General features: G+C 49.4%; 17 protein-coding genes. 1 reads left to right on the top strand and 16 read right to left on the bottom strand.

The genetic code is table 11. The features are described 5' to 3' along the window. Position 1 precedes the first annotated feature (1 nt). The 8 genes from NYE26_RS15300 to NYE26_RS15265 form a co-directional block, all read right to left on the bottom strand. Entirely contained in the window at positions 2-883 is an 882-nt protein-coding gene (locus NYE26_RS15300) for a carbohydrate ABC transporter permease (protein WP_339257053.1), read from the bottom strand. A 13-nt stretch (positions 884-896) separates the two neighbouring features. Beyond that, on the bottom strand, positions 897-1751 hold the full coding sequence (locus tag NYE26_RS15295) for an ABC transporter permease subunit (protein WP_339257497.1): 855 nt from the start codon (positions 1749-1751) through the stop codon (positions 897-899). A gap of 353 nt (positions 1752-2104) precedes the next feature. Then, entirely contained in the window at positions 2105-2491 is a 387-nt protein-coding gene (locus NYE26_RS15290; RefSeq protein WP_339257051.1) for a MerR family transcriptional regulator, read from the bottom strand. A 22-nt stretch (positions 2492-2513) separates the two neighbouring features. Further along, positions 2514-3458 (bottom strand): aldo/keto reductase, encoded by a 945-nt coding sequence (locus NYE26_RS15285; RefSeq protein WP_339257049.1) that lies wholly within the window; start codon positions 3456-3458, stop codon positions 2514-2516. A 195-nt stretch (positions 3459-3653) separates the two neighbouring features. Next, positions 3654-4109 (bottom strand): GNAT family N-acetyltransferase, encoded by a 456-nt coding sequence (locus tag NYE26_RS15280; RefSeq protein WP_036726785.1) that lies wholly within the window; start codon positions 4107-4109, stop codon positions 3654-3656. A gap of 148 nt (positions 4110-4257) precedes the next feature. Next, entirely contained in the window at positions 4258-5406 is a 1149-nt protein-coding gene (gene dgoD, locus NYE26_RS15275) for a galactonate dehydratase (protein WP_036726787.1), read from the bottom strand. Positions 5407-5409: 3 nt separating this feature from the next. Beyond that, positions 5410-6075: a bifunctional 4-hydroxy-2-oxoglutarate aldolase/2-dehydro-3-deoxy-phosphogluconate aldolase gene (locus tag NYE26_RS15270; protein WP_339257046.1), complete on the bottom strand. Its 666-nt coding sequence runs from the start codon at positions 6073-6075 to the stop codon at positions 5410-5412. Positions 6076-6105: 30 nt separating this feature from the next. Continuing rightward, entirely contained in the window at positions 6106-7062 is a 957-nt protein-coding gene (locus NYE26_RS15265; RefSeq protein ID WP_339257044.1) for a sugar kinase, read from the bottom strand. 259 nt (positions 7063-7321) lie between these two features. Here NYE26_RS15265 and NYE26_RS15260 point away from each other — a divergent pair, with 259 nt between their 5' ends. Further along, positions 7322-7951 (top strand): FadR/GntR family transcriptional regulator, encoded by a 630-nt coding sequence (locus NYE26_RS15260; RefSeq protein WP_339257042.1) that lies wholly within the window; start codon positions 7322-7324, stop codon positions 7949-7951. Positions 7952-8105: 154 nt separating this feature from the next. On the opposite strand, the gene NYE26_RS15255 is transcribed toward NYE26_RS15260, so the two are convergent. From NYE26_RS15255 to NYE26_RS15220, 8 genes are all read right to left on the bottom strand, one after another. After that, on the bottom strand, positions 8106-9527 hold the full coding sequence (locus NYE26_RS15255; RefSeq protein ID WP_339257040.1) for a glycoside hydrolase family 32 protein: 1422 nt from the start codon (positions 9525-9527) through the stop codon (positions 8106-8108). 111 nt (positions 9528-9638) lie between these two features. Then, on the bottom strand, positions 9639-15380 hold the full coding sequence (locus tag NYE26_RS15250) for a GH32 C-terminal domain-containing protein (protein ID WP_339257039.1): 5742 nt from the start codon (positions 15378-15380) through the stop codon (positions 9639-9641). Between the two features lie 194 nt (positions 15381-15574). Continuing rightward, a complete protein-coding gene (locus NYE26_RS15245) occupies positions 15575-17854 on the bottom strand; it encodes a GH32 C-terminal domain-containing protein (protein ID WP_339257037.1) in 2280 nt (759 codons plus the stop codon). After that, positions 17851-20322, bottom strand: a complete 2472-nt coding sequence (locus NYE26_RS15240) for a PfkB family carbohydrate kinase (RefSeq protein ID WP_339257035.1) — start codon at positions 20320-20322, stop codon at positions 17851-17853. The genes NYE26_RS15245 and NYE26_RS15240 overlap by 4 nt, the downstream gene beginning before the upstream one ends. A 25-nt stretch (positions 20323-20347) precedes the next feature. Further along, entirely contained in the window at positions 20348-21973 is a 1626-nt protein-coding gene (locus tag NYE26_RS15235; RefSeq protein ID WP_339257033.1) for an ABC transporter substrate-binding protein, read from the bottom strand. Between the two features lie 111 nt (positions 21974-22084). Then, positions 22085-22981: a carbohydrate ABC transporter permease gene (locus NYE26_RS15230; RefSeq protein WP_339257495.1), complete on the bottom strand. Its 897-nt coding sequence runs from the start codon at positions 22979-22981 to the stop codon at positions 22085-22087. Between the two features lie 13 nt (positions 22982-22994). Continuing rightward, complete coding sequence (locus tag NYE26_RS15225) at positions 22995-23912, bottom strand: ABC transporter permease subunit (RefSeq protein ID WP_209874230.1); 918 nt, start codon at positions 23910-23912, stop codon at positions 22995-22997. A 237-nt stretch (positions 23913-24149) separates the two neighbouring features. Next, a complete protein-coding gene (locus NYE26_RS15220) occupies positions 24150-25118 on the bottom strand; it encodes a LacI family DNA-binding transcriptional regulator (RefSeq protein WP_209874150.1) in 969 nt (322 codons plus the stop codon). Positions 25119-25277: the final 159 nt, after the last annotated feature.

The following is a 25277-nucleotide window of genomic DNA, read 5'->3' as shown; positions in this document are numbered from 1 at the left end:
TCTAGCCTTTTACGGATCCAAGCATAATCCCTTTGACAAAATGCTTCTGCAGAAACGGATACACGAGCAGGATCGGAACTGTGCTGGCAATCAGCGCCGCAGCCTTCAAGGACTCCAAGGCCAGCAGGGTGCTGTCGATATTAGCGGAGTACCCGTTGTTATTGCTGATGTTCGATTGATTGAACATGATCAGCTCACGCAGATACACCTGCAGCGGGAAGAGATTCCGGTCCGTCACATACAGGACGGTGTCAAAGAAGGCGTTCCAATGTCCAACCGCATGGAACAAGGTAATCGTTGCAATGACCGGCATGGATAACGGAACAACGATCCGGACGAGCGTTCCGATATTGGAGGAGCCGTCAATCTTGGCTGATTCCTCCAATTCGGGCGGCACGCCTTGAAAGAAATTTCTCATAATAATAACATTGAACGCGCTAACCGCTCCAGGAATGATATAGACCCAGAAGGAATTCAGCAAGCCGGTCGCTTTCACGACCAGAAAGGTTGGAATCATGCCCCCGTTAAACAGCATTGTGAACACAATCAAGAACATGATGGCTGATCGTCCTTTAATATAAGCCTTGGACAGCGGATAGGCCAGCATACAAGTGATCACCACATTCACCAGCGTTCCGATGACCGTGCGCAGCAAACTGACCTTGAAGGCGTTCACAAAGGCATGCTCGCGCAGTACCTTCACATACGCTTCGAAACTGAAATCCACTGGCCATAACGTCACCCTACCCGATGTTATCGCCTGATGACTGCTGAAAGACTGGGCCACGACATGCAGGAAAGGCAGAAGCGCAAGCAGAGCAATGAAACCCAGGATCAGGTAATTAAGCCTCGATGCCAGACGTTCCCCCCTAGTAAGTCTCATAGATTCACCCCCTCTACCATAAGCTGTCCTGGCCAAGCTTTCTGGCGGCTTTGTTGGCGAGGACAACCAATATCAGACTGATGACCGATTTGAACAAACCGACAGCGGTAGTAAAGCTGAATTGGCCCTGCGTGATTCCGGTCCGGTAGACATAAGTCTCGATAACATCGGCCACATTGTAGACCAGCGGATTATAGAGCACAAAGATCTGTTCGAAGCCGACATCCAGAACGCTCCCGAGGCGCAGTACGAACAGGATCACGATGGTCCCGATGAGCGATGGCAGGGTAACGTGGAGCAACTGCTTCCATTTGCCCGCGCCGTCTACGACAGCGGCCTCGTAGATCTGCGGATCGATCGATGCCAGCGCAGCCAGATAGATGATGGCCCCCCATCCCGCTTCTTTCCAGATATCGCTGACCACCAGCACCGTTCTGAACCATTCCTGACTGCCCAGGAAGAAGATCGGCTCCAAGCCGAGCATGCCCAGAAACTGATTGACGATCCCCGTTGCCGGGGACAGCACGTTGATCAGAATGCCTCCGATGATGACCCAGGACAGAAAATGCGGTAGATAGACAAGCGTCTGGACCCCGCGCTTATACAGCATGTGCCGGACTTCATTCAGCATTAAGGCCAGGATGATCGGACCCGGAAATCCCCAGATCAGCTTGTATAAGCTGATCAGCAGCGTATTTTTGAATACCGTGTAAAACTCGCTGTCCGTAAACATATTTTTAAAATGCGTAAGTCCCACCCATTCGCTGCCGCGGATGCCGGCAAAGGCGCTAAAATCCTGAAAGGCAACGATGATGCCCCCCATTGGCACATATTTAAAAATGATAAAATACGCGAGTCCCGGCAGCATAATCAGATATAAGTCCCAGTACTTTTTCAGGGCCTGAAACCGCTCCGGCTTTACTGTATGAAGGGGATGGTTCTCGGGCTGCCGGTCCGCCGCTGCCAAATCTGAATCCATAGGATACCTCCTTTACCCGTAGTCATAATTTCTTATCCGTGTGACTTCCTCATTGTACCTGCCATTTGGCAGTTGCTTTAAGGGCATTTGCATGACCTTTTAGGTGAATTTCTTGACCACTTGGCCGGGAACAACAATATTCCAAACCGAAACTCTCCATCTGCGCAACTTTACATACAAAAAAGCTGGCTAATAAGCCAGCTTCTAGTCCATCCAGTATACTGAGTCTTTCTATTATTCTTTCAGGCCTCCCGCCTGGTATCTTTTTCCCAGGAACGGTAGTAATCAATTTTATCCCGCAGAATATCCAAAGTCTGATGAATCGTCCGAGCCTGCTCGATTAATTTCCGCTCATGCTCCTCCAGAAGTTGTCTGCGCTGGGGAATGCCCTCATTGCCAAGCCGCATCATATCAGCGAACTGTTGCATAAGTGCGATCGGCATTCCTGTAGTCTTAAGTTTTGCGAGTAATACGATCCATTCAAAATCATGCTCCCGATAGATCCGATGACCATTCTCGGCACGGGGTATGGGGTCCATCAGACCGATCCTTTCGTAATAACGAAGGGTATGTACGCTTAACCCCGTCATCTCAGCAGCCTGCTGAATGGTCAGTTCTTTACCGGTCATAACGAGTCCGCTCCTTTCAAAATCAGTTTAATTGATCAAGCTGTTCTGGGCTAATTTGTAGCTTAAGCGCCCCCAAATTTTCTTCCAATTGCGTTAGACCGCTTGCAGCAACAACGGGAAGAGCTCTCGGGTGCTTGTGCAGCATCCAAGCCAGGACAAGCTGATTCGGTGTTGCTCCCAGCTCTCCGGCAACCTTCCTTAGCGTATGCAATCGGGTCATCTGATCCTCTCTCCGGTATGCATCGGGTAGGACAGCTTCCTTTTTGTTGTACACGCCTCCAAGGAGGGGGGAATAAGCCAAGAGCGTAAAATCATCGTGCTGACTGCAGTAAGCAAGTAAATCCTCATCGGTACTGACCTGCACTCCGAAATCCGCATCCGCTCTAGGCTGTAAATACGTATACCGCTGCTGGATGCAGCAATAGGATTGCCATCCTTTTGACTGACTGACCGCTTTGGCCTCAAGGAGCCTGGACAGCCGGTAATTGCTGCAGCCTATAGCCCTTACTTTACCCGATTTGACCAAGGAATCAAAGGTCTCCAAGGTTTCCTCAAGTTCAGTTTCGTTATCGTCTACATGAGCATAGTATAAATCTACATAATCTGTTCCAAGATTCAGCAAGCTTTCGTCAATTGCCTTCTCAATCGCTTGGCGGCCTAAGCCTTCCATTTTTTCGCTTTTTGGCACTACCGGTTTCGCTCCTGCTTTGGTGGCCAAAATGATCTGATCTCTGTTTTTTCTTTCTTTCATCCATTCGCCAAGCAAAGACTCGCTTTCTCCGCCAACACAGCCTTCGTTCCAGATCGCATAATTATTGGCTGTATCCAGAAAGTTTCCCCCTGCTTCAAAAAAATGATCAAGCAGCTGGAAAGAGGTTTTTTTGTCGGTTCGCGATCCAAAATTCAGACACCCCAAAGAATAAGCGCTTACCACCAATCCTGTATTTCCCAACGTAAAATGTTTCACACGAAATCCTCCCTTTAACATCTATTAAGTTCCACTTACTTGCATCTACGTGACCAGTATAAAAGCTTAAGCGCACTCTAAGTCAATACTACTAATCTAATATCTTCTCTATTTTTAACAATGCAAAAGCACCTCAAAAAAACAGCATCCTCTGCAACTACAGAATGCTGTTCTTCAAGTGTTTTTATAATAAACTTACAGTTCCTTCGTCATAAAACTGCTATTCGGATCCGGGATATAATCTGCAAACGGCTCACAATACGTGAAGCCGAAATCTTCATACAGCTTGCGTGCGGGGATGAATGAATCCATGGAGCCAGTCTCCAGACTGATCCGTTTATATCCGCGGCTTATGGCTACTTCAATAATATGAGCAAGAATTTTTCTGGCTACACCTTTGCGCAAATGCCTTTTAGCGGTCCGCATCGATTTGAGCTCAGCATGTTCTTTGTCCAATTCCTTGATCGCCCCGCAGCCCAGAAGCTCTTCATCCTCCCAAGCGCACCAGAACGTAATTTCCGGCTGCTTCAGCCCGTCCAGATTAAGGGCATGAATGCTCTCCGGGGGAGAGTCCTCTGCCATTCCTTGCAGATGTTCTGCAATTAATCCAATCACTTGTGCCCCGCTCAAATCATCTACAAGAATTTTCACTGCAACCACTCCTACGTTAATGTTAAGTATGAATTATACCTGTTAATCTTCTGTATTTCATATTACTCCCATGGCAGGTTTTCTGACAACATCTAAAATAAAAAAGCCGCTAAAATAGCGGCTTCAATGGGACTATAAATGCTTAACCTTACCACTCCGCAATGCTGCCGTCGCGGTGCCGCCATACCGGATTTCTCCAGCGGTGGCCGTCCTCTGCCATCTTTCGCACATACTCCTCGTTCACAGTAATGCCAAGGCCCGGTCCGGAAGGAATATGGACATGCCCGTCACTGTAGGCAAAGACGGACGGATCAGTGATATAATCCAGCAGGTCATTGCCCTGATTATAATGGATGCCCAGGCTTTGTTCTTGAATGACTGCATTGTAAGACGTTGCATCCACCTGAAGACAGGCGGCCAGAGCAATCGGCCCAAGCGGGCAGTGTGGCGCGACTGCGACGTCGAATGCCTCTGCCATGGCAAATATTTTCTTGCATTCCGTGATCCCTCCTGCATGGGACAAGTCGGGCTGAATAATGTCAACCACCCCGTCCTTCAGCAGATTTTTGAATTCCCAGCGCGAGTACATGCGCTCACCCGTGGCGATCGGAGTGCTGGTATGATGCGCGATCTCCCGCAGGACTTCGTTGTTCTCCGGCAGCACCGGCTCTTCTATGAACATCAGGCGGTAGGGATCCAGCTCTCTGGCCAGTCCCCGTGCCATCGGTTTGTGAAGCCGTCCGTGAAAATCAACAGCAATCCCGAATTCCGGTCCGCAGGCCTCCCTAATGGCCGCGACCCGCTCCACGATAGCATAAATCTTGTCATGAGTATCAATGAACTGCATCTCTTCCGAGGCATTCATCTTAATCGCCGTGAACCCGGCAGCCTTCTTCTCCAGTGCCGCCTTGACAACATCGATGGGGCGGTCTCCGCCTACCCAGGAGTACACCCGCATGGAATTGCGGCAAGCGCCGCCCAGCAGCTGGTACACAGGCGCATTGTAGATTTTCCCCTTAATATCCCATAACGCCTGATCGATCCCCGCTATCGCACTCATAAGAATAGCCCCGCCGCGATAGAATCCTCCCCGGTACATCAGCTGCCATAAGTCTTCAATCCGCTGGGGGTCCTGCCCAATCAAATAATCCATCAGCTCTTCTACCGCGGTCTGCACCGTATGCGCCTTGCCTTCGACCACTGGTTCCCCCCAGCCGGATATCCCTTCATCGGTTTCAATCTTCAGGAACAGCCAGCGCGGAGGAACGATAAAGGTCTCAAATCCGGTGATTTTCATGGGTTATTTTGCTCCTTTGGTATTGTTCATTCTGGCCTTGCGGACTTCCACTGCGAATTGGCGGGCCGTCTCTGTGATCTTCCCATAGTCGCCCTGCTCCACCGCTTCCCGTTCAACGAGAGCGCTTCCAAGACCGACGGCAACAGCTCCGGCGGCAATGAAGGCTCCTACATTCGCAAGGGTCAAGCCTCCTGTCGGCATCATCCGGATGTGGCCAAGTGGTCCCTGCAGCTCCTTGATGTAGGAGGCACCGAGTGAACCGCCCGGGAAGACCTTAAGCAGGTCTGCACCCGCTTCATGTCCCCTGACTGCTTCGGTTGGTGTCATTACACCTGGAATCGAGATTCGCCTGTGCTGTAAGGTCAGTTCTACAATCGCCTCATTCAGATTGGGGGAGAAAATAAAATCGGCTCCCGCCGCGATCGCCTGCTCGGCCTGCGCCAGCTTCAGTACGGTCCCCGCCCCCACCAGCAGGCGGTCTCCATATTTCGCCTTCATGTCCGCGATCAGCCGGTATACTTCCGGGGTATCGGCTGTAATCTCCAGCGCCCCTACCCCGCCTTCTGCCAGTGCCGCAGCAATGTGCTCAACCCGTTCAGGCGGTGGTCTGCGGATAACGGCGACCAGACCGGAGGTGATCAGCTGCTCAATCTGTCTATCTTTGTCCATGTCCTTCCTCCTCCTCGGGAATGCCCTCACTTACCGGATAATATCTTCCATGCCGGTTCCCCCGCCTAAGAGAAGTTCCACATCCTGCCGGGCCGGGAGACCTTCAACGTCACCGCTTACCCCGACAACAATGGAACCGACAGCATTGCCGCGCCGCACGGCAGAAGGCAGATCCTCCTCCTGGAGCAAACCGCTTATAAAGCCTGCGGCAAAACCGTCTCCCGCACCCATCGGATCAATGAGTCTCTTCACGGGAAACCCGGGCTCAGTTCCAGAGATTCGTCCGTTACTGTAATAAGCCCCGTCCGCGCCGAGCTTGATAACGGCAGCGCCGGCCCCGGCTTTCAGCAACCGGTCTGCGATCTCTGTAGGGTCACTACATCCTGTCAGGAACTGTCCCTCTTCCATACCGGGGAGCACGTAGTCGGCAAGAGCCGCGATTTCGTTAAGAACACGATAAGCCTCTTCTCTGTTCCACAGCTTCCAGCGGATATTGGGATCAAATACAATGGTTGTACCATGTTTTTTGGCCGCTTCCAGGGCCCGAAAGGTTAATCGCCTGCACTCATGGCTAAGCGCCGGAGTAATACCCGTAACATGCAGGATACGGGCACCTCCAACATAAGCCTCATTAAGCTCATCTGCTTGCATCAGGCTGGCCGCCGATTGTTTGCGGTAGTAGTACACCTGTATTTGGTCCGGAGAGATTTGTTCTTTGAAGAACACTCCTGTGGGCGCTTCATCTGTAACCCTGACTTCGGAAATATCAACGCCATGTCCTCTGACGAACTGCCTGATATACCGTCCAAACGGATCATTTCCGAGCTTGCTGAACCAGCCTGCGGCATGCCCCATCTGGGCAAGTCCAATGGCCACATTGGTCTCAGCTCCTGCAACATGCTTGTGAAAACCATTCACATACTCCAGGGGAACCATCCGGTCCGGTGCTAGAAGTACCATGGTTTCCCCAAAGGTTACGACCTCCATTGCCCCTCCTCCTTCTGCTTCTTCACTAATTGTCTCCTAAAAAAGATCGTATCTTTATCATTTTTATTTCAATATAGATATGATCTTTACGGTATGATCATATTATCTTGCTCTTCGCCAGTCAATACTAAATCAATGGTCAGACGTATCTGTTTATTGTCACGAAGCTCATATGCTAGAATGAATGTATTCCAAGTCAAAGGGACGGCTAATTATGAAACAGAATAAACAAACCGCGTTTCAAGCGACAATAGAGCTTATGAAGCAGAAAATTATAGGTGGGGAATGGGCTCCAGGAGACCGGCTCCCTACTCTTCAGCAGCTGGCTGTTGATTTTTCGGTTAGTGTCACTACTGTACGTGAAGCGCTGCGGATATTAGAGAGTCAGGGGAATGTCAGCATTGAGCACGGGCGCGGGATGTATGTGCGGAATGATCCGCTGCTGCTGGATGATCCGGCGGTCGCCTTAGAGGAATTAGACAACATTTCGATCGTGGATCTGCTGGAAGCCAGACTGCTCATTGAGCCTGAACTTGCTGCTTTAGCCGCGAAGCGGGCCGATGAGGATCAGATCCGCCGGCTGCGGGTACTGGCAGATCGTATGGTGCAGCAAATGGAGGAAGGCGGATCCTTCTTCGAGACCGACCTCGCCTTTCATCAGTTAATCGCCGAAGGGGCAGCCAATCCGGTGGTGGCGCGGATGCTCCATTCGATTCTTCCCTTGCTGGCCGAAGGACGCAAGCAGACCAATACGCTGCCCAATATGCGGACCAAGGCTTCCAATTACCATGTTCTGATCGCCATTGCCATCGAGGAGCGGCAAAGCGAAACAGCCCGACAGCTAATGGAAAGCCATATTCAGAGTATGCTGACTACTCTTAAGCAGTAGTTATCAAAGTAAATAAGAAGCAATATGTCCCGGTCCCCTATAAGAAAAAGACCTGTGCGGGGCACGGGTCTTTTTCTTCTTTACTAACACAGTTCAATCACTAACAGGTTGTGTCTAGTAGTTGGTTCAGTTCAAATGCTGACTCCACCTTGAATTATACAGTTTCGAGCTTGAGCCGGCTAAACTCCACTGTGCCCTGGCTAACGAAAACGGCAAGTTTACCATGTTGAATATCGTATATTCTGGCACTCAGCGCTACTTCCCCACCGACATAAATCTCGCAAATTGTATGATCGATAAACACCTTCAGCTCATATTCCTGATCCGGCAGCAGCTTGAGTGGGCGTTCCAGTTCCACATCGTAAGGAAAGGTTTTGCCCCCCTCCTCCGTTTGCATTATCGGTCCACGAAAGGTAATCCGGCTTCGTTCAGGTTCCAGCGTGATATAGTAGGCAATATCCAGACCCTTATCTGCCCTGAGCATGATCCCCAGACCCTGAGTCGTCTCCGAGAAACGAACGGTTGCAGAAATTTTGCACAAGTCAGGCAGCTCCTCCTGTGTGATACAACCTGCAAAGGCATATGGAGATTCGCAGAGCAGCACATCGTCCGTGATCGACCAATCTCCGATGATTCCCTCAAACTTCGCAGGTACCTGTTCAGCAAAAGCAGAGTCAACCGTTTCCGGAACCTTCACGCCTAATGCCCCATCCGGACGTTGAATAATTTCATGCACAATCATATTGCCGCCCCAATCCCAGGTGTCATAATCTTTGCCTGGAGCTTTGGGCGGGTTCCAGCCGAACAGGTCGTCATCCTTCGTTGGATTCCAGCCGAATAGATAACGCTTCTGCCCATCCGATACCGACTTGGCCGCATAATAAGCCCGTCCATCAAATGCTTCTTCCTGCGGTGTAATCCACGGTCCATTCAAGGAACGGCTCATTCGGTAAAAGGTGCCAAAACGCCCTGTATACGAAGAGTAGATCAGGTACCACCAGTCTCCCATCCGAAACAGGTCAGGGCATTCATGCGCTCCCACATGCAGCTTCGGTGCATAGAGCGGTTCCCGGTACTCCCAATGCTTGAGATCCTTGGACGACAGCAGACCGGTACAGCCTTTACGGTTAGTCGGTCCTTTGGCCAGAGCGGCGATCAGCATCCAGTATTGCCCTTCTTCTTCATTCCAGAACACAAAGGGATCACGCCAGTCCGCCAGCTCATAAATTTCGCCGTCCGGACCAAAAGTGTCTTCAGGAATCGGCTCCCATGTTCGCAGATCCTTGCTAACGGCATGGCAGGCAAACTGTTTCCCTTCGGGAAAGATACAGTAGAACATGTGATAGACATCGTCCACTTTGAGCATATGTCCGGTCCCGCCTTCGATTTTACAGGCTCCTTCTTCCCGGTAATTCACAAAATCTTTCGTGCCAAGAAGATGCCAGCCCTGATCAAGACCTTCGAGGTAATTGTCTCTCCACCCGTGCAGATAAAACAGTTTAAACTCTCCATCTTCATAGTAAGGAATTACATCCCCCACCCAAGCGTTGTCTGGACGATAAAAAAATTCTTTCATTAATAATTCCTCCCTCTTCTTTAAGTATGATGATACTCGGTATAAAGCAGAGAAAGCCGGAGTCATGGCGAAGGCGGACATCACCTTGCCTCCCCGGCTTTTCCTTCGCCATTATTGATTGACTGTATCCAGCAACAGCGAGATGATTTGCGCGCTTTCCGCACGATTTACGGTTTCATGTGGCATGAATAACTGGTTGCCGCGCCCGGTAACTAATCCGAGCTCCTGTAAGGCAGCCACTGCATCTACAGCCCATGCACTAATCGTACCGGCATCTTTGAAATTACTCCTTTGACCGAAGACAGGATTCTGCCCTGTATGAAACAAATACGCCTTGTGGATCATGGATGCCATTTCTTCACGGCTTATGGTTTCCTCAGGTGCAAAGGTATCTGTGCTTTTCCCCGTTACAATCCCCGCTTCGTATGCTGCGGCAACGGAGGAAGCATACCATTTCGTAGATTCCACATCCTTGAATGCAGTGGAGTTCGTCCCTATTATTCCAAGTGCCCGGGTGATCAGGGAAGCGAACTCCGCTCTGCTTACTTTTTGCTTCGGTGCGAAATCCGTCTCACTCACGCCCAGGACAATTTGCTTCGCTGCCATCCTTTTGATAACATCATGGGCCCAATACGAGGCATTCACATCTTCAAAGGTTTTGTCATAGGTAAGGACGGCAAATTTACTGAAATGGTTCACTTGTGCATTCCATTTACCGTCTGAATAGCTTCCGCCCCTATACTCCACTCTGCCGTCCGCAGCGATGTTATAGATACCCGTCAGATCCTGGCGGGAATTCTCTTTTGCACTCAGCCTGATGGTGACCGGTTTGGAGAATTTCTCAAGTGTAAGCATCGTTCCATCGGCTTTTAGAATAGCCAATTTGAAGTCATAGACCTCTCCTATTGCGGAGATGTCCGCATGATTCTTTTTTCCGGCTTGTGCAAGCAGCTCTTTACTTTGCTCTGAAGATAATGCATCCATTTCAATAGAGATTTTCGACTGCCCAAGCTCGCTGTCAGTAACCAGCGCCTGTAACCCCTTTAATACCTCTGCAGGAACTTCGATTTCCACATCTGTGTTCTTAACTTTCAGAGCATTCTTGCCGTCATTAGCCGCCATAGTCACAGGAAATAGCACCTGCCGCTCGCCCTTTGCCAGTTCGAATGCCAAATTGCCCTGACTCTCCGGTTTGCCTACCGGAACCACCGGCTTCCCCGGAAGATTGCTTGGAACGGCTGTGTCAGTCGGGTTGGCCGGACCGGCTGGTTCACTTGGATGGGCTGGATCTGGCGGATCAGTTGGATCAGTCGGGTTATTCGGATTCACCGGATGCTGCACCTTAACCGGTACATTGAAATCATCGACATTAATATGTCCGAACCCGCCTGTGGATTGGTCAACCACCTTAATATAGAGCTCCTCGCCGATATACTGCGAAGCATCCCAGATCTTCCGCTGATACTCCTCATAGTTGGTCGCAGTCTCTTTGAATAGCTCTTTGCCGTCCGATGCCCGGACCAGCGCAACATACAGCTTATCGATATCACGCCCGCCGCTGACCAGGAAGTTGAGCTTGCCGTTCCCGCCAAGGATGAAATTCTGCGATTTCAGCGTTCCCGTCAAGCTGTCACCGCCGGCCGCCTCGTTGAAGCCCCACAAATGATATCCTCCCGGAATTTTATGCGACGGATTGAAGTAGATCGTGTCCCAGAAGAACTTGGCATCGGTCACATGGACATCCTGGAAGGCATCTCCTTCCGTAATCCAGCCTGTTAAGTCTCCTGTAGCAAAATCGTGGTTAGGCAGATCCGTAATATCGGTGTATACAGAGTTGTCCCAGTTGTCAGGCACATCAACGGGAGCAGCCGGTTCACCCGTCAAAGCATTCATATTCCATACTTCCATCGACTTGACTGTAATATCGTTGTCGGCCCAAACTTGCAAGCCCAAGGAATCGTATTTTCCCACGTAGACGCGGGTTGTCAGTTTTTTCTTGTAATTTGCAAAGGCTTCGACAACAGAGCGGTCCAGGAAAATATGCAGCTTCAGGTTCTCTCCGTCCAGATCCACGTATCCGCCTTGAATGCCGTCCACGCGCACATCCGGATCAATACTGCTCTTGGTCCGGTCCACATTGAAGGTCCCGTTCGCCTTATCATAGTAAATCAGCGTTTCTTCCTGGCCGTTATCGGAGCGCCGTACCTTAAGACCGAATTTCTGGGCTTCGCCCGGATCAATTTCCATCACAATCTCCAGCATGTCGCCTTTGACACTCCGGATCAATTGATTGGCGGCAGCCAAATTCTCGTCCGTGAAATCAACCACCTTATCTCCCCGGAGACTCTGCAATTCCTCAATGGGCTCAATGCGCAATTCATCATGCTCATCCAGGCTCAGGGAAACCGGCAGTGCCAGATTATGAGCCCATCCAGCCTGATATTCAGCCTGCGGCGTTCTTACATTTTGCACCATAGAGTATACGACCGTTCTTCCGTCAGGTGTAACCATCCCGCTCTCTGCGGTCAAATAACCATCCCCCACATCCATTTTGGAGGGAGCGTCCTGATCAGGTATAAACTTGAAGTTATCTCTGTCCCAGGTTCCAATCCAGTAAAACACTTCAACATCTCTTTGCACATCGTCAGCTGGAGTAACCTGCTCCGGCTTCTCATGGGGATTAACCATAAAGATGTATTTTTGTTGTCCTGCACTAGCCTCACCCAGCGGCAATAATACCGGCAGTTCCCATACCGTACCGAGCTCCGGATAAAGATTTCTGTCACTAACATATAAAGGCCCCTTATACTCCCAGTTGTACATATCGTCAGATACATACACCAGAGCTGTACCGCTGCTGAAGTCTTGAAGACCGGATGTCACCAGCTGATACCATTTGTCGGTCTCCTGGTCATACCATACAAAAGGATCGCGGAACTCATTATGGATGCCATTGCCGTTCTGCTCCGTCACCGGCTCAGGATATTTCACCCATTGCTCCAGATTAGGGTCCGACAGATCTGCCGGAGTCGCCAGGCCTGTTCTTTGATTGGGTGACAATGAGTCATTGCCGGCAGTATAAAAGAGAACAGGATTACCGTCACGGTCATAAGCTGCGCTGCCTGACCAAGCACCATCCGGGTCAAGCGTACCCGCTTCCGGCGCAAGTGCAGGCCTCACATTTTCCCAATGCACCATATCGTCACTCACCCAATGTCCCCAGTGGATTTGATGCCAGAATGGCCCCTGCGGGTTGTGCTGATAAAATAAATGATACTTGCCGTTATAATAAATCGGTGCATGTGCTTCATTCATCCAGTTTTGCGGAGGCATCGCATGGTACTGCGGACGGTGCTGATCACCGTCAAACACACTGGGATCCTCGTCAATGTCACCGTTTGGAATCTCAGGAACCACGCCGCCGTGAAGCGCCTTCACATTCTTATACTCAGCAAGGATCTCTTGACCCGTGAACGCTTTGTTCTGCAGCTTCACTTCATCTATAAGTCCGCTGAACATATTATAGGAGAACAATCCCGCAAACTCTGCAGATTTATTGTTTTTTCCGATAATCAGCTTTTCCGTAGAAGGGGTTATCGGAACGTTGACAGGGGTTGCCCCAGAAGCCACTTCTTGACCATTTAGATATAATTTAATGATTCCGTCCGTTTTGTCGAACGTAGCTGCTACGTAATTCCATTTATACTTTTCGAGTGGATGGTCTTTGACCCATACCTGAATCCACTGTCCGCCAATGCCGACCTGCATTGACCATGTGCCGTGCCGGTACATCCCCAAAGCGAAACCTTCGGTCTTATCCTGATCAGACTGGTTCACGATAGCAGACAGATTGTTTCCGTCTCCCCATTCATAGCTGCGTGGAGCGACCCAAGCCTCAAGCGTTAACGCGTCACTTACTGGAATGGCATCCTTTGCATTAACCTCGATATCATTAGAGTATCCATCGAATAGCAAGGCGCCGCCTTTGACTCCGCGCGGAGTCCATCTTGGATCTTTGGAGTCCATATATCTGGCGTTATTAAATACGTAGTTTACATCATGCTCAAGATTGCTCACTTGCTCAAGCGCCTTTTTTCCTGCGCCTTCATCTAGGTTCATGTAGAAAATGGTTCCCGTACTATTCGCTTGAAAAGCGTCAACGGAGATGCGGGCTTGATCAGATTGATCTATAACTTTGATATACAGACTCTTGTTGTAGTGCTTCTGCATTTTCCAGGAAATTTTCTCATTCGCACTGACTACAGCAGTTTTCTCAAGCAACGCATTAGTGCTGGCATCATATAATGCGACATAGGCCTCCTGAGGATTAACGATATCTACAACAGTGAAGTTTATTGTCCCGGTCCCTCGAAGTGTAAAGATATTGGAGGTAATCGAACCCTGTCCTTCCAAAGTGGACTTGGCATAATAGTTACCTTCTTTACCAGCTTGGGCATCATTGTCCACTTGAAAAGCGTTGCCCTGAGCAGTCCAGCTCTCTAAATTTCCGGTTTCAAAGCTGTGATTCTGGATTTCGGTCGGCATAATGTTATCCGCCATAACTCCTTCTTCCGGTACAAGCTCATTGAAGGTGTGGAAGGCGTCCGCAAAGATTACTCCCCAATCCGCGTGACCATTATCCACGATCTCCACATACAGCTTCTTTCCGATATACTTGGAGAGATCGGCTTTATACTGCTCCATATTTGCAAGTCTCAGGCCCTGTGCCGGATCCGGGAACCCGGACTCGTTAAATTCGGTGTTGCCATACCTGGAAATTAGTTCACCTGTGTCCGCATTGATAACGTTCACATACACTTGATCCGTATGCTTGCCTCCGCCCAGTCTGAAGGTAATCCAGCCTGTTCCGCCCAGCTCGAAGGTGCTGGACCGAAGCTTACCTGTTGCGCTCTCGTTATACTTCAATCCATTTAAATGATAAGTGCCTTCCTGGTTATACGGGATTTGTTCAACCCAATAGGTGGTTTCGTCTGACACGCTGTTAGGTCCAAACGCTTCGCCTTCTACAACCGTCCAGCCTGTTAAGTTCCCGGTTTCAAAGCCAGGATTCTCAATTTGGTAGCGTTTGAAATCCGGCTTGATATCTGTGGCGGTAATTCCTTCCGCAGGCTCGGATTCATGGTACATGAAGAAGGCGTCCGCAAATACCACTCCCCAATCCGAGGTAGCATTGTCGATGATCTCTACATACAGCTTTTGGCCCAGATATTCGGAAAGATCCGCCTTATATTGCTCCATATTGGCAAGCCGCAAGCCTTGTGCGGGGTTCGGGAAGCCGACATCGGCAAAAGCGCTATTGCCATACCTCGCAATCACTTGTCCCGATTCAGCCTCCACGACATTGATATAAGCCTTGTTTGGATTTTTGGCACCGCCAAGCTTGAAGCTGATCCATCCGCTGCCGCCGAGCTCGAAAATGCTGGAACGAAGCACACCGGTCGCAGCTTCGTCATGTTTCCAGCCGTTTAGATGATAAGCCCCTTCCTGATTGTACGGGATTTGTTCCGCCCACCAGGTGGATTCACTCGATACACTGTCCTGGCCGAACGCTTGGCCTCTGACAACGGTCCAGCCTGATATATCCCCGGTTTCAAATCCCGGATTCTGGATTTGATAGACTGTATCCGTAACTGACAACCCCTCGTCAGCCTGGGTAATTGAATAGACCGCATCCGTAACCGACAATCCTGCGTCAGCCTTAGGGGTGAATGTCTCCCGAGTGCCTACTCCAGCTCCGGCTGCAGCCGAGATTCCGGGAGCTACAAGCTGAAGAACCATCACCCCTGCAACCATTCTGGAGATCCATGCTTTGTTTCTTTTGGCTTCTTTCATCAACGAGCCTCCTTCATCATTTCTTATTCATGAAATCATTCATACGTATTTTTGAAATGACTCTCCGGATACAAGGATGCATAGTCATGAAGTAAGAGAGACGTGAATGAAGCGGTTTCATATCGAGGGAGCAAAGTGGCTTAAGTGTTTGTTGCATTATCCATGGTATAGTAAGGAGCGCCTAGGCGCTCCCATTACCATATAGACTGCATATCCCATATTTCCATGGACTTAACCAGCGGTTCCCCATCGCCCCAGATCTCAAGTCCCAGAGCATCCTTGCGGCTCGGATACACCCGGGTGGTCAGACTTTTCAATCCGTTGGCATATGCTTCGACCATAGAGCGGTCCAAATAGATGTGCAGCTTCAGATTCTCTCCTAACAATTCCAGCTTGCCTCCTTGAATCCCGCTACACTTTTCACCCGGGTGCAGTGTCGTTTTCGTGCGGTCCACAAGGAACTTAGCTTCATTACAGTCATAAACCAGCAGTGTCTCTTCTTCCCCATCCGGTGTACACCGGACTTTGATTCCGAGTTGTCCGGCATTGCCCGGCTCCAGTTCCAGTTGAATCTCAAGCATGTCGCCTTGTACATCCCCCAGTAGCAGATTAGCTTCAGCCAACGACTTGTCTTGGAGGGATAGCCGCTTGGTGCCCCGCAGCGACTCCAGTTCCTGAATCGGTTCTATTCCCAATCGCCCGTCATCTCTTAAATACACGCTTAACGGCAAACCTCCGTTATGAGCCCAGCCCGATTTGTATTCCATCTCTGACGTACGGTCCCCTTGGGCAATTGTGAACACAATATTTCTGCCCGTTTTCGGATCAACCATGCCGCTCGGACCGGTAAAATGGAAATCACCGACATCTATCAGTTGCGGTTCTTCTTGATCCGGAATAAATGACAGCTCATCCTTCTCGAGCTGCCCGATCCAATAGAATACCTCAACATCGGCAACCTTTCCTACAGGACTAACCAGCAGAAGATGCTTGCTGTCCCCTTTGTTGTCAGTGCCTAAGGGAAGAAGTACAGGCAATTCCCAGATGGGGCCAAGATAAGGGAACTTCTGAATATCCGCCTGATAGAAAGGACCTTTATACGTCCAATTCAGCATATCCTGCGAGACAAATGCTAATGCTGCCCCGCCTTCGCCCTCAATTCCCGATCCTACCAGGGCATACCAGCCGTCCTCATCCTTCCACACGAACGGGTCCCGGAAATCTCCGAATGCGCCCATCCCCTTCTGCTGCACGATGAGCGGCTCCGGGTGTTTAATCCACGTAATGAGATCCGGGTCTCCGTCCTGCGGATAAGTGCTACGGGCAAGTGCGACGCTCTGATTCGGTGAAGCACTATCATTGCCTGCTGTAAAGAACAGAACCGGCAGCCCCTCTGCATCATAAGCCGCACTTCCCGACCAGATCCCATCCGGGGCGAGCTGATCCCTCTCAGGCGCCAGCGCTACAGGGAGATCACGCCAATGCACCAGATTTTCACTCACCCAATGTCCCCAGTGGATATGATGAAAGTACGGTCCTTGCGGATTGTGCTGATAGAACAAATGATATTGCCCGTCAAAATATATTGGCGCATGAGGCTCGTTCATCCAATGTGCCGGCGGGCTGACATGATACTGCGGCCTGTGCCGGTCCTTAAGCAGAGGTATACGATCCAGCTTAATGTCGTCATAATTCAACTTCGGCCGGACGCCTCCATGTGTGGAATCCAACACTTCCTGATAAAAAGCTGCTGCTTCCTCGTTACTCAGGGCACGGTTATAAATCTTCATCTCATCCATGATCCCGCTGAACATATGAAGGCTGAACACTTCGGCAAGCCTGCTGCCGTGATTATTCCTGCCGATGAACAAATCCGTGTCCATCGCCTCCGCTATGCGGGAACCACGGGGCACAGCAGCCGATGTGATTTCGGTGCCGTTCAGCAGCAGCTTGATTTCACCCGCTTCTCCATCGAATACGGCGTTCACATAAGACCACTCATTCTTGGGAAGTTCATAACCGTCCGGCGCCCAGATTTCCTTCCATGCTCCTCCCTCAAGCCCGATTTGGAAGGACCAGGAGCCATGACGGAACATGCCGAGCAGATATCCCTGCCTAGTCTTGTTATTGTAGCGGTTCACTATGGCAGCCAGTTTGCCTTCATGTCCCCACTCATAGGTGCGCGGGGCAATCCATACTCCAATGCTGAGAGCCGATAGAAATTCCGGCTCTCCGTTACGCTCTTCTCCGTGGACAGAATGAGCAATATACGTTGAGTAACCATCGAAGAGGAGAGCACTTCCTGCTACTCCCTGTCTCCACGGCGGAGTACAAGGGTCGGTAAACTCCGCATTATTGAATACATAATGAATCTCATCTACCGTCTTAGTGACGCTCTCCATAGCGCTTGCTCCGCTTCCTTCATCGAAAGCCCAATGCATCATTAGTCCCCGGTCACCTTCATGGCCGCTCATTCGTCATTCCTCCCTTGAGACTGCCTTGTACTAACACTTGGAATCTGAATGGACTTCAGCGTATGGATTTGAAGCGAGTTCAGAACAGCCTGTCCTGATTGTGTGCTTACCTGGATATTCTCAATCGGAGCATCCGGGAAAATCTGATCGGTTAGCACAACCAGACCATTAGCCGCATAAACTTCAACTGCATTGCGATCCAGCCAGATGTGCAGCTTAAGCTTGCCGTTCGCAGCGGCCAGCCTGGCACCGTGACGGCTTGCGAACGCCGGGTGGAAATCCGTCAGACCACTTTTTGAACGGTCCGTGAACAGCCATTCCTGAGCAGGGTCATATCCGATAATAATTTCGCTCTGCTGTCCGACAGATTGCAGATGGATATATACCGCGTCCCCGGATAGGATATCAATCTCTCCTTCAATTTCTAACAGATCACTATTCATCTGCTGTCTAAAAGGAGTCGCCGGCGTAATTGTGATATCGTTCCAGCTCATAGATTCATTCCGCAGCTGCTCTATTTCCCGGACAGGCATTTGGCTCAGCACGACACTTCCGTCCTTACTGGTCAGGGACATGGCACGGGGCAAAGTCATCGCACCTCTCCAGGAGCCGGTAGGCGTCTCGTTGGCATATTTCCAGTTGCTCATCCATCCGATGATTACGCGGCGTCCGTCCTGCTCCGGAATATCGGACCAGGTAACTCCCGCATAATTATCTCTTCCATAGTCAAGCCACAGTATATGATCCGCAGGATTGTCATTGATGAACGTCTTTCCATCGAACTCTCCAATAAAATATTGTGTGCGCGATCCCTCCGGACAATTGGGATGATCTCCGATGCTGATGATCAGCACCCATTTCGAACGCCCGGTGTCATCCACCGGCAGTTGAAACAGATCAGGGCATTCCCAGACGCCGTCATGTGATCCTTCTTCTCTACCGAATTCACCGGTCAGCGACCATTCACGCAGATTCTCGGATGCGTAGAACCGGGCATGATCTCCAGCGACAATCACCATAATCCACCGTTCACTTTCCGCATGCCAGAACACCTTGGGGTCCCGGAAGTCTATCAGTTCTTCCTCGGCCAGTACCGGATTTCCGTTATATTTATGCCAGTTCATGCCCTTATCGCTGCTGTACGCCAGGCTCTGCCGCTGGCGCGGCTGCCCTGTATCCGGATGGTGATCGGCATGCGTAAAGATCGCGACAAGTCCATCCGAATCTTCAAATAAGCCGCTGCTGTTATTCCAATCCACTACACAGCATCCCGAAAAGATTGCTCCGTGCTCATCCGGAAATAGAGCAATAGGCGCGTGCTCCCATTGAATCAGGTCTTCACTGACAGCATGGCCCCAGTGCATTGGTCCCCATTTATTACCGTAAGGATGATGCTGATAGAATAGATGATAGCTTCCCTCATAATAGACTAATCCGTTCGGGTCATTGGCCCAACTGGAGGGTGGTGAAAAGTGAAACCCTGGTCTGAATTGCTCATCATTATTGTGGTTCCCAGACTCTATCATCTGGTTAATCTCTTCTGTCGTCGGCATAGAACCAAGAGCCCCCTTTCGTGTGGTTACTAACGCTCCGCCGGCATTGGCAAAAATCAGCATACTGGTAATTTGCTGGTTGGTCAGCTCCTGCAGGGAACTTCCGCTTTCTAAAAGCTTGTATAACAAACAGCCTAGAAAAGCATCGCCTGCTCCTGTCGTGTCGATTGCTTTGACCTTAAAGCCCGGCACATATCCATCCTGACCAGCCAACCGGTAATAGCAGCCTTTTTCCGCTAAAGTGACGACGAGGAGTCCGATGTCATATTGCTGCTGGAGTTCTTGTACGCCTTTTTCAAGATTGCTGCTGCCAGTAACAAAAGCTAGCTCTTCTTCCGAGATTTTCAACACATCGGCATAATTCATCCCCCAGAGAATATTCTGTCTGGCCTCCTCCTTACTCTCCCATAACGCAAATCGGATGTTAGGATCAAACGACAGTAGAACCCCTGCTTCCTTCGCTCTGCGGACTGCCGTCCGGGTTGCCGTGCGGGCAGGCTCATGGGTCATGGACAGCGAGCCGAAATGCAGCACCTGACAAGCTTCAATCTGCCCCAGCGGAACATCCTGCGCGTGTAAGAAGGTATCTGCCCCCGGCTTCCGGATGAAGCTGAAAGAGCGGTCCCCCTGGTCATCCAGGTGAACAAAGGCCAATGTTGTACTCGCTTCATTGGTAACCGACACTCCTGTTACATCTACCCCGTTATTATGCAGTGCATTTTGCAGCAATGAACCGAAGGGGTCTTCCCCAACTTTGCTGATCAGTGCTGATCTGGCACCCAGACGTGAGAGTGCTGCGGCTACGTTTGCCGGAGCCCCCCCTGGATTGCATTCAAACAGCCCGTTACCTCCTGCTGTCTGGCCTGCCGGTGTAAAGTCTATCAACACTTCTCCTATTGCGATGACATCAAGCACAGTTTCTCCCCCACCTAACTTCTATTTATTTTTTCAGATTTGCATTATATCGATCCAACCCTTTTTGATAGATCTCCATCAGTTCATTCAGGCCCATCTTGTCCAGTGTTTTAATGTAGTTGTCCCAAGCCTTATCTGCGCCGCCCTCTACAATGAATCTTCCTCTTTGGGTATTTACATATTTAATCAGCTCTGGCTCGATCTTGTTGATGGTGTCCAGTTCCTCCGGCTCGAAGAAGATACTCGGATAGTTTTCCTTTTCCATATATGGATTGTAATATTGCTCGAGATCTTTAGCGCGCTGCTGAGCCCGGGGTTCCATGTCCACCACTTTACCGAAGTCATCGATAGTAATGACACCAGGTGCGCCCGATCCCGGAGCAACCTTCTGGCGGAATTCACCTGCTGAGGCTCCTTCAGGAAGCGGTAAATTCACCAGTTTTCCGTTTTCATCCTTCTTGTACACGACATCCAGCGGTCCCCAGTGGATTTGAGCAGCCATGTAAGGCTCATACTGCTGGTCAATCCAGCGCATGGTGATTTCCGGATTGCTGTCCGCTTTGGTAATGGCAAACGACCCTCGGCCTGGACCTCCGCCATTCGCGCGTCCAATCGTTTGCTCTCCATTCGCGCCTTTGAGCGGAGATAAGAGTACATAATCCTTGGCACGTTCGGTTCCGACAACTTCTTCGACTTCCCACCAGATATAAGATCCCAGTGTCTCATCTGTCGTTTTGCCTTTGGCCAGATACTGTGCAGCATCCTGGGTGAAGGATTCCGGATCAATCAGGCCCTGCTTATACCATTTTTCATGGAAATAATTCAGGGCTTCCTTATATTCAGGCTGAGTTGCGGTGAAAATGACTTTTCCATCACGGACGACACGGTGCTCCAGATTATCCGGGAGACCAAAGGCCCCGAATAGTCCGGCAATATCCATGCACCACTGCATATGCATGAAGCTTAACGGGATTTCATCCTGCTTGCCGTTGCCGTTCGGATCTTTTGTTTTGAAGGCAAGCAGCGCTTCCGTGTATTCATCCAGCGTTTCCGGTACTTTTAGGCCCAGCTTATCCAGCCAGCTTTTATTAATGACGTGGAAGAAAGGGTTGGTTCCAAGGTTGTTTTCTTCCCAGGACGGCAGCCCGTAGATATGCCCATCCGGCGCTGTGATCGATGATTTGATATCAGGACGGCGATCCAGAAGCGCTTTCAGGTTAGGCGCATACTGATCAATTAAATCCTCCAGCGGAATAAGTGTTCCATCTTTACCGTAATTGATCAGCTCGTAATCAGTGAATCCGGCGGCATAGAAGGCATCCGGCAAATCGCCACTTGCAAGCAGCAGGTTTTTCTTTTCTGTATAATCGGTATCCGGGATGTTCTCCCAATCAATCTTCACATTGGTTTCCTGCTCCAGCCGCTTGAAGATTTCCATCTCTGAGAACTCTGGTGCCAGGGCCGCCTTCGGGGCTACCATTCTTAACGACACGGGTTTGTTTACAACAGGAAGACCAGTTGCATTGAAATTGTCTTTCTGATTGGAATTCTCCGCCTGATTGTTTGTCCCGTTACCGTTACCCGAACATCCGCTCAGCGCAAACGCTCCGGCCAATACCAGAATCCCCGCATTTTTAAATAAAGAACTCATTTTCGATAACCTCCCTTTTATTCATTCCGCCTGCTAATTACTCCTGTTTTGGTTTCACCTATTGCTCTGAATATGCGGTGCATCCCCCCTTTCAAGTACCGCGTCAGAGTACTATCCTTTGATGGAGCCGATCATTACGCCTTTAACAAAGTACTTCTGGAGGAAAGGATACAAAATCAGCAACGGAAGACTGGATACCATGATGACCCCGTATTTGATCAGCTCTGTCACACGCATCTTGGCGGCATAGGATTCCACATCGATCATCATGCCGGAGTTGACCTGATTCTGGACAAGGATGTTGCGCAGCACTAATTGCAGCGGATACTTGCTCTCATCGTTCAGATAGATCAAGGCATCGAAGAAACCGTTCCAGAAACCGACCACATGGTAGAGCACCATTACTGCCAGGATGGACTTGGACAACGGCAGAACGATACTCCAGAAGAATCTGGTGTTGGAACAGCCGTCAATGGAAGCCGCTTCCCACATTTCGTCTGGTATGGATGACTGGAAAAAGGTTCTTACAATAATGACGTTAAAAACACCGCCTGCCCCGGGAATGACCAGCGCCCACAACGTATTCAGCAGGTGCAGATCCTTAATCAGCAGATAAGTGGGAATCAGCCCGCCGCTGAAAAACATGGTCACCAGCAAAAACCACATAATCACAGACTTCCCGGCCAGATCCTTCCGGGCTAACGGATAGGCTGCAAATACCGTCACGGCTACTCCAATTAATGTTCCCAGCGTTGCATAAAGAATGGAGTTGCCATATCCGATCCAAATGGAGGAGTCACTGAATATCCGTTCATAACCGTCCAGTGTGAAGCCTTTCGGGAATAGCCAGACCTCACCGGAGTAAATGTAATTGGGGTCACTGAATGAGGCAACCAGTACAAAATACAATGGATACAGTACTAGCAGCATAATAATGGTCAACAGAATGTAGTTGATGATGTCAAACCATACATCCCCTCTGCTATTTCGCTTCACTAATTGATTCATCATCATTTCCTCCTTACCACAGACTGGTCTCTGTCATCTTTTTAGCGATCCGGTTAACGGTGAAGATCAGGATAATATTAATAAGGGAGTTGAACAGGCCGACTGCCGTAGAAAAACTGTATTGGGCCTTCTGAATCCCCATCTCATATACATAGGTAGGGATAATATTGGAGGTGGCGTAGTTTAGATCACTCTGCATCAAAAACGCCTTTTCAAAACCGATACTCATAATGTTGCCCAATGCGAGAATCAGCAGGATAACGATCGTCGGCAGGATGCTGGGAATATCTACATACCAGACACGCTTCCATTTGCTCGCTCCATCCATAATGGCCGCTTCATGCAGCTCGGGATTGACTCCCGCAAGTGCAGCAAGATAGATAATTGTGGCGAAGCCTGTTTCCTGCCAGATTCCTGATAAAATATACAAGGGACGGAACCAACCCTCATCAGCCATGAAGAGAATAGGCTGTCCGCCAAACGAGGTAATCATATGATTCACGATTCCGCTGTTTGGAGACAAAAAAACATTGAGCATGCCAACGAGTACTACAGTAGAGATAAAGTGAGGCGCGTAAATCACGGTCTGTACAAATTTCTTATAGGACTTGCCCAGCATCTGATTCAGCATAATTGCGATGATGATTGGAGCCGGGAAGCCAAATAACAGTGAAAGAAAACTGAGTGAGAGCGTGTTTGTGATAATGGTCCAGAAGTTATAGGAATCAAAGAAATCTACAAAGTGCTGAAATCCTACCCATTCACTTCCCCAGATCCCCTGGCTGGGTGAGAAATCCTTAAATGCAATTTGCACCCCATACATCGGATAGTACTTAAATACGAGGTAAAGAATAATGATTGGCAGTAAAAACAGGTACAGTTCGTAATCGCGTTTGAACCTGCTCCATGGTTTGCGTTTTGGTTGGATCATGGAATGATCCACACGGTTGGTTGTTGAATTCACGCATATTCTCCCTTTCGTGTGCAAATATTTTTTTTGAAACGTTTCCAATTTAAATTTAGAAAAACTCAGTCGTTAGATCTCTATCAAGGACTTCATAAAACTGATCTATCTTAATCAATATTGAAACGTTTCCAATTTAGAGTGAAAAACATCAGTTCATAGAGTGCATCCACAGAATAAGCTGAAGTTTTTCGATTAAAGGGATCATGTCGTTTCACCTTGTTTGAATTTAACAGGGATACGATACACTTGTTTATCTAAGGGAATGCCTTCAATCTTGTTATAGAGCAGTCTAATTGTCATACGTGCCATCTCTTCTACCGGTTGCCTGATTGTAGATAGAATAGGATGAAAATAAGGGTTATCCTGAATACCGTCATAACCGATGACCTTCACATCCTCTGGTATACGAATACCCTTCCTGCGTGCTTTGTCAATATAGCTGGCAGCCAGCATATCGGTAATGGCAAAAATTCCATCTACATCGCCATGCTCGTTGAGGAACTCGTGAATATAGGCATTGTCATCTACTATTGGATCCGGCTTCTCATAGATCACATAATCGATACCCAAAGCCTCCGCTTCATGGATAAATCCTTGCCTGCGGTTCATGGTTTCGCTGAAAACGGAAGTAACACTCCCCATAAAAGCCGGTTTCCTGGCTCCTGCTCTCACCAGCTCCCTTAAAGCAAGACGTCCTCCCTCAAAATTATCTGAGGTCACACAGGTAATCTTCTTGTTAAAGTGCCTGTCGATGCTTACAATCGGAATGTTGTTGCTCACATTATTCTCGATATCGTTATAAGTTATGCCCACAATCCCCGCCACTTTGTTCTGCCGGAGCATTTCCAGATAGTACAGCTCCTTCTCAGGCTTACCTCCGCTATTACATAACATAAGCTTAAAGCCTTCCCGATCCAGCTCATCCTCAATGTAATAAGCCAATTCAGAAAAGAATGGATTCCAGATGCTCGGAAGCAGTAGAGCTACCATCTTGGATTTCTGCATCTTGAAATTCCTTGCTACTTCATTAGGGAAGTAATTCAGTTCTTGTATCGCTTCCTCCACTTTTTTGCGTGTCTTGGGTTTAACAGCGCCAGAGTTGTTAATGACTCTGGATACGGTTCCTACAGCAACGCCTGCTAAGTTTGCAACATCTTTAATACTTGTCATATAACACCTCCGAACTCTCTCTGGAAAATATAATATCACCAAAATGGAAACGTTTCAATATTTATTTTGGAAACGTTTCAAAAGGATGAGTCACGAGTGCAGACACACATCGGGGCTGTCTTGCTCCCAGGAATAATGCTGTATACTGACAAGCTTCAG

The organism is Paenibacillus sp. FSL P2-0136, assembly GCF_037975325.1.
GTDB lineage: Bacteria > Bacillota > Bacilli > Paenibacillales > Paenibacillaceae > Paenibacillus_AQ > Paenibacillus_AQ silagei.
The sequence above is the reverse complement of the archived record's forward strand: the minus strand, read 5'-3'. Positions and strand labels throughout refer to the sequence as shown.

Bases quoted from the DNA above. Each gene is read 5' to 3' on its own strand.
- NYE26_RS15260 (WP_339257042.1), top strand. From the start codon at position 7,322: ATGAAGCAGAAAATTATAGGTGGGGAATGGGCTCCAGGAGACCGGCTC.
- NYE26_RS15300 (WP_339257053.1), bottom strand. From the start codon at position 883: ATGAGACTTACTAGGGGGGAACGTCTGGCATCGAGGCTTAATTACCTG.
- NYE26_RS15235 (WP_339257033.1), bottom strand. From the start codon at position 21,973: ATGAGTTCTTTATTTAAAAATGCGGGGATTCTGGTATTGGCCGGAGCG.
- NYE26_RS15245 (WP_339257037.1), bottom strand. From the start codon at position 17,854: ATGAGCGGCCATGAAGGTGACCGGGGACTAATGATGCATTGGGCTTTC.
- NYE26_RS15220 (WP_209874150.1), bottom strand. From the start codon at position 25,118: ATGACAAGTATTAAAGATGTTGCAAACTTAGCAGGCGTTGCTGTAGGA.
- dgoD (WP_036726787.1), bottom strand. From the start codon at position 5,406: ATGAAAATCACCGGATTTGAGACCTTTATCGTTCCTCCGCGCTGGCTG.
- NYE26_RS15270 (WP_339257046.1), bottom strand. From the start codon at position 6,075: ATGGACAAAGATAGACAGATTGAGCAGCTGATCACCTCCGGTCTGGTC.
- NYE26_RS15250 (WP_339257039.1), bottom strand. From the start codon at position 15,380: ATGAAAGAAGCCAAAAGAAACAAAGCATGGATCTCCAGAATGGTTGCA.
- NYE26_RS15230 (WP_339257495.1), bottom strand. From the start codon at position 22,981: ATGAATCAATTAGTGAAGCGAAATAGCAGAGGGGATGTATGGTTTGAC.
- NYE26_RS15295 (WP_339257497.1), bottom strand. From the start codon at position 1,751: ATGCTGCCGGGACTCGCGTATTTTATCATTTTTAAATATGTGCCAATG.
- NYE26_RS15265 (WP_339257044.1), bottom strand. From the start codon at position 7,062: ATGGAGGTCGTAACCTTTGGGGAAACCATGGTACTTCTAGCACCGGAC.
- NYE26_RS15290 (WP_339257051.1), bottom strand. From the start codon at position 2,491: ATGACCGGTAAAGAACTGACCATTCAGCAGGCTGCTGAGATGACGGGG.
- NYE26_RS15255 (WP_339257040.1), bottom strand. From the start codon at position 9,527: ATGAAAGAATTTTTTTATCGTCCAGACAACGCTTGGGTGGGGGATGTA.
- NYE26_RS15225 (WP_209874230.1), bottom strand. From the start codon at position 23,912: ATGATCCAACCAAAACGCAAACCATGGAGCAGGTTCAAACGCGATTAC.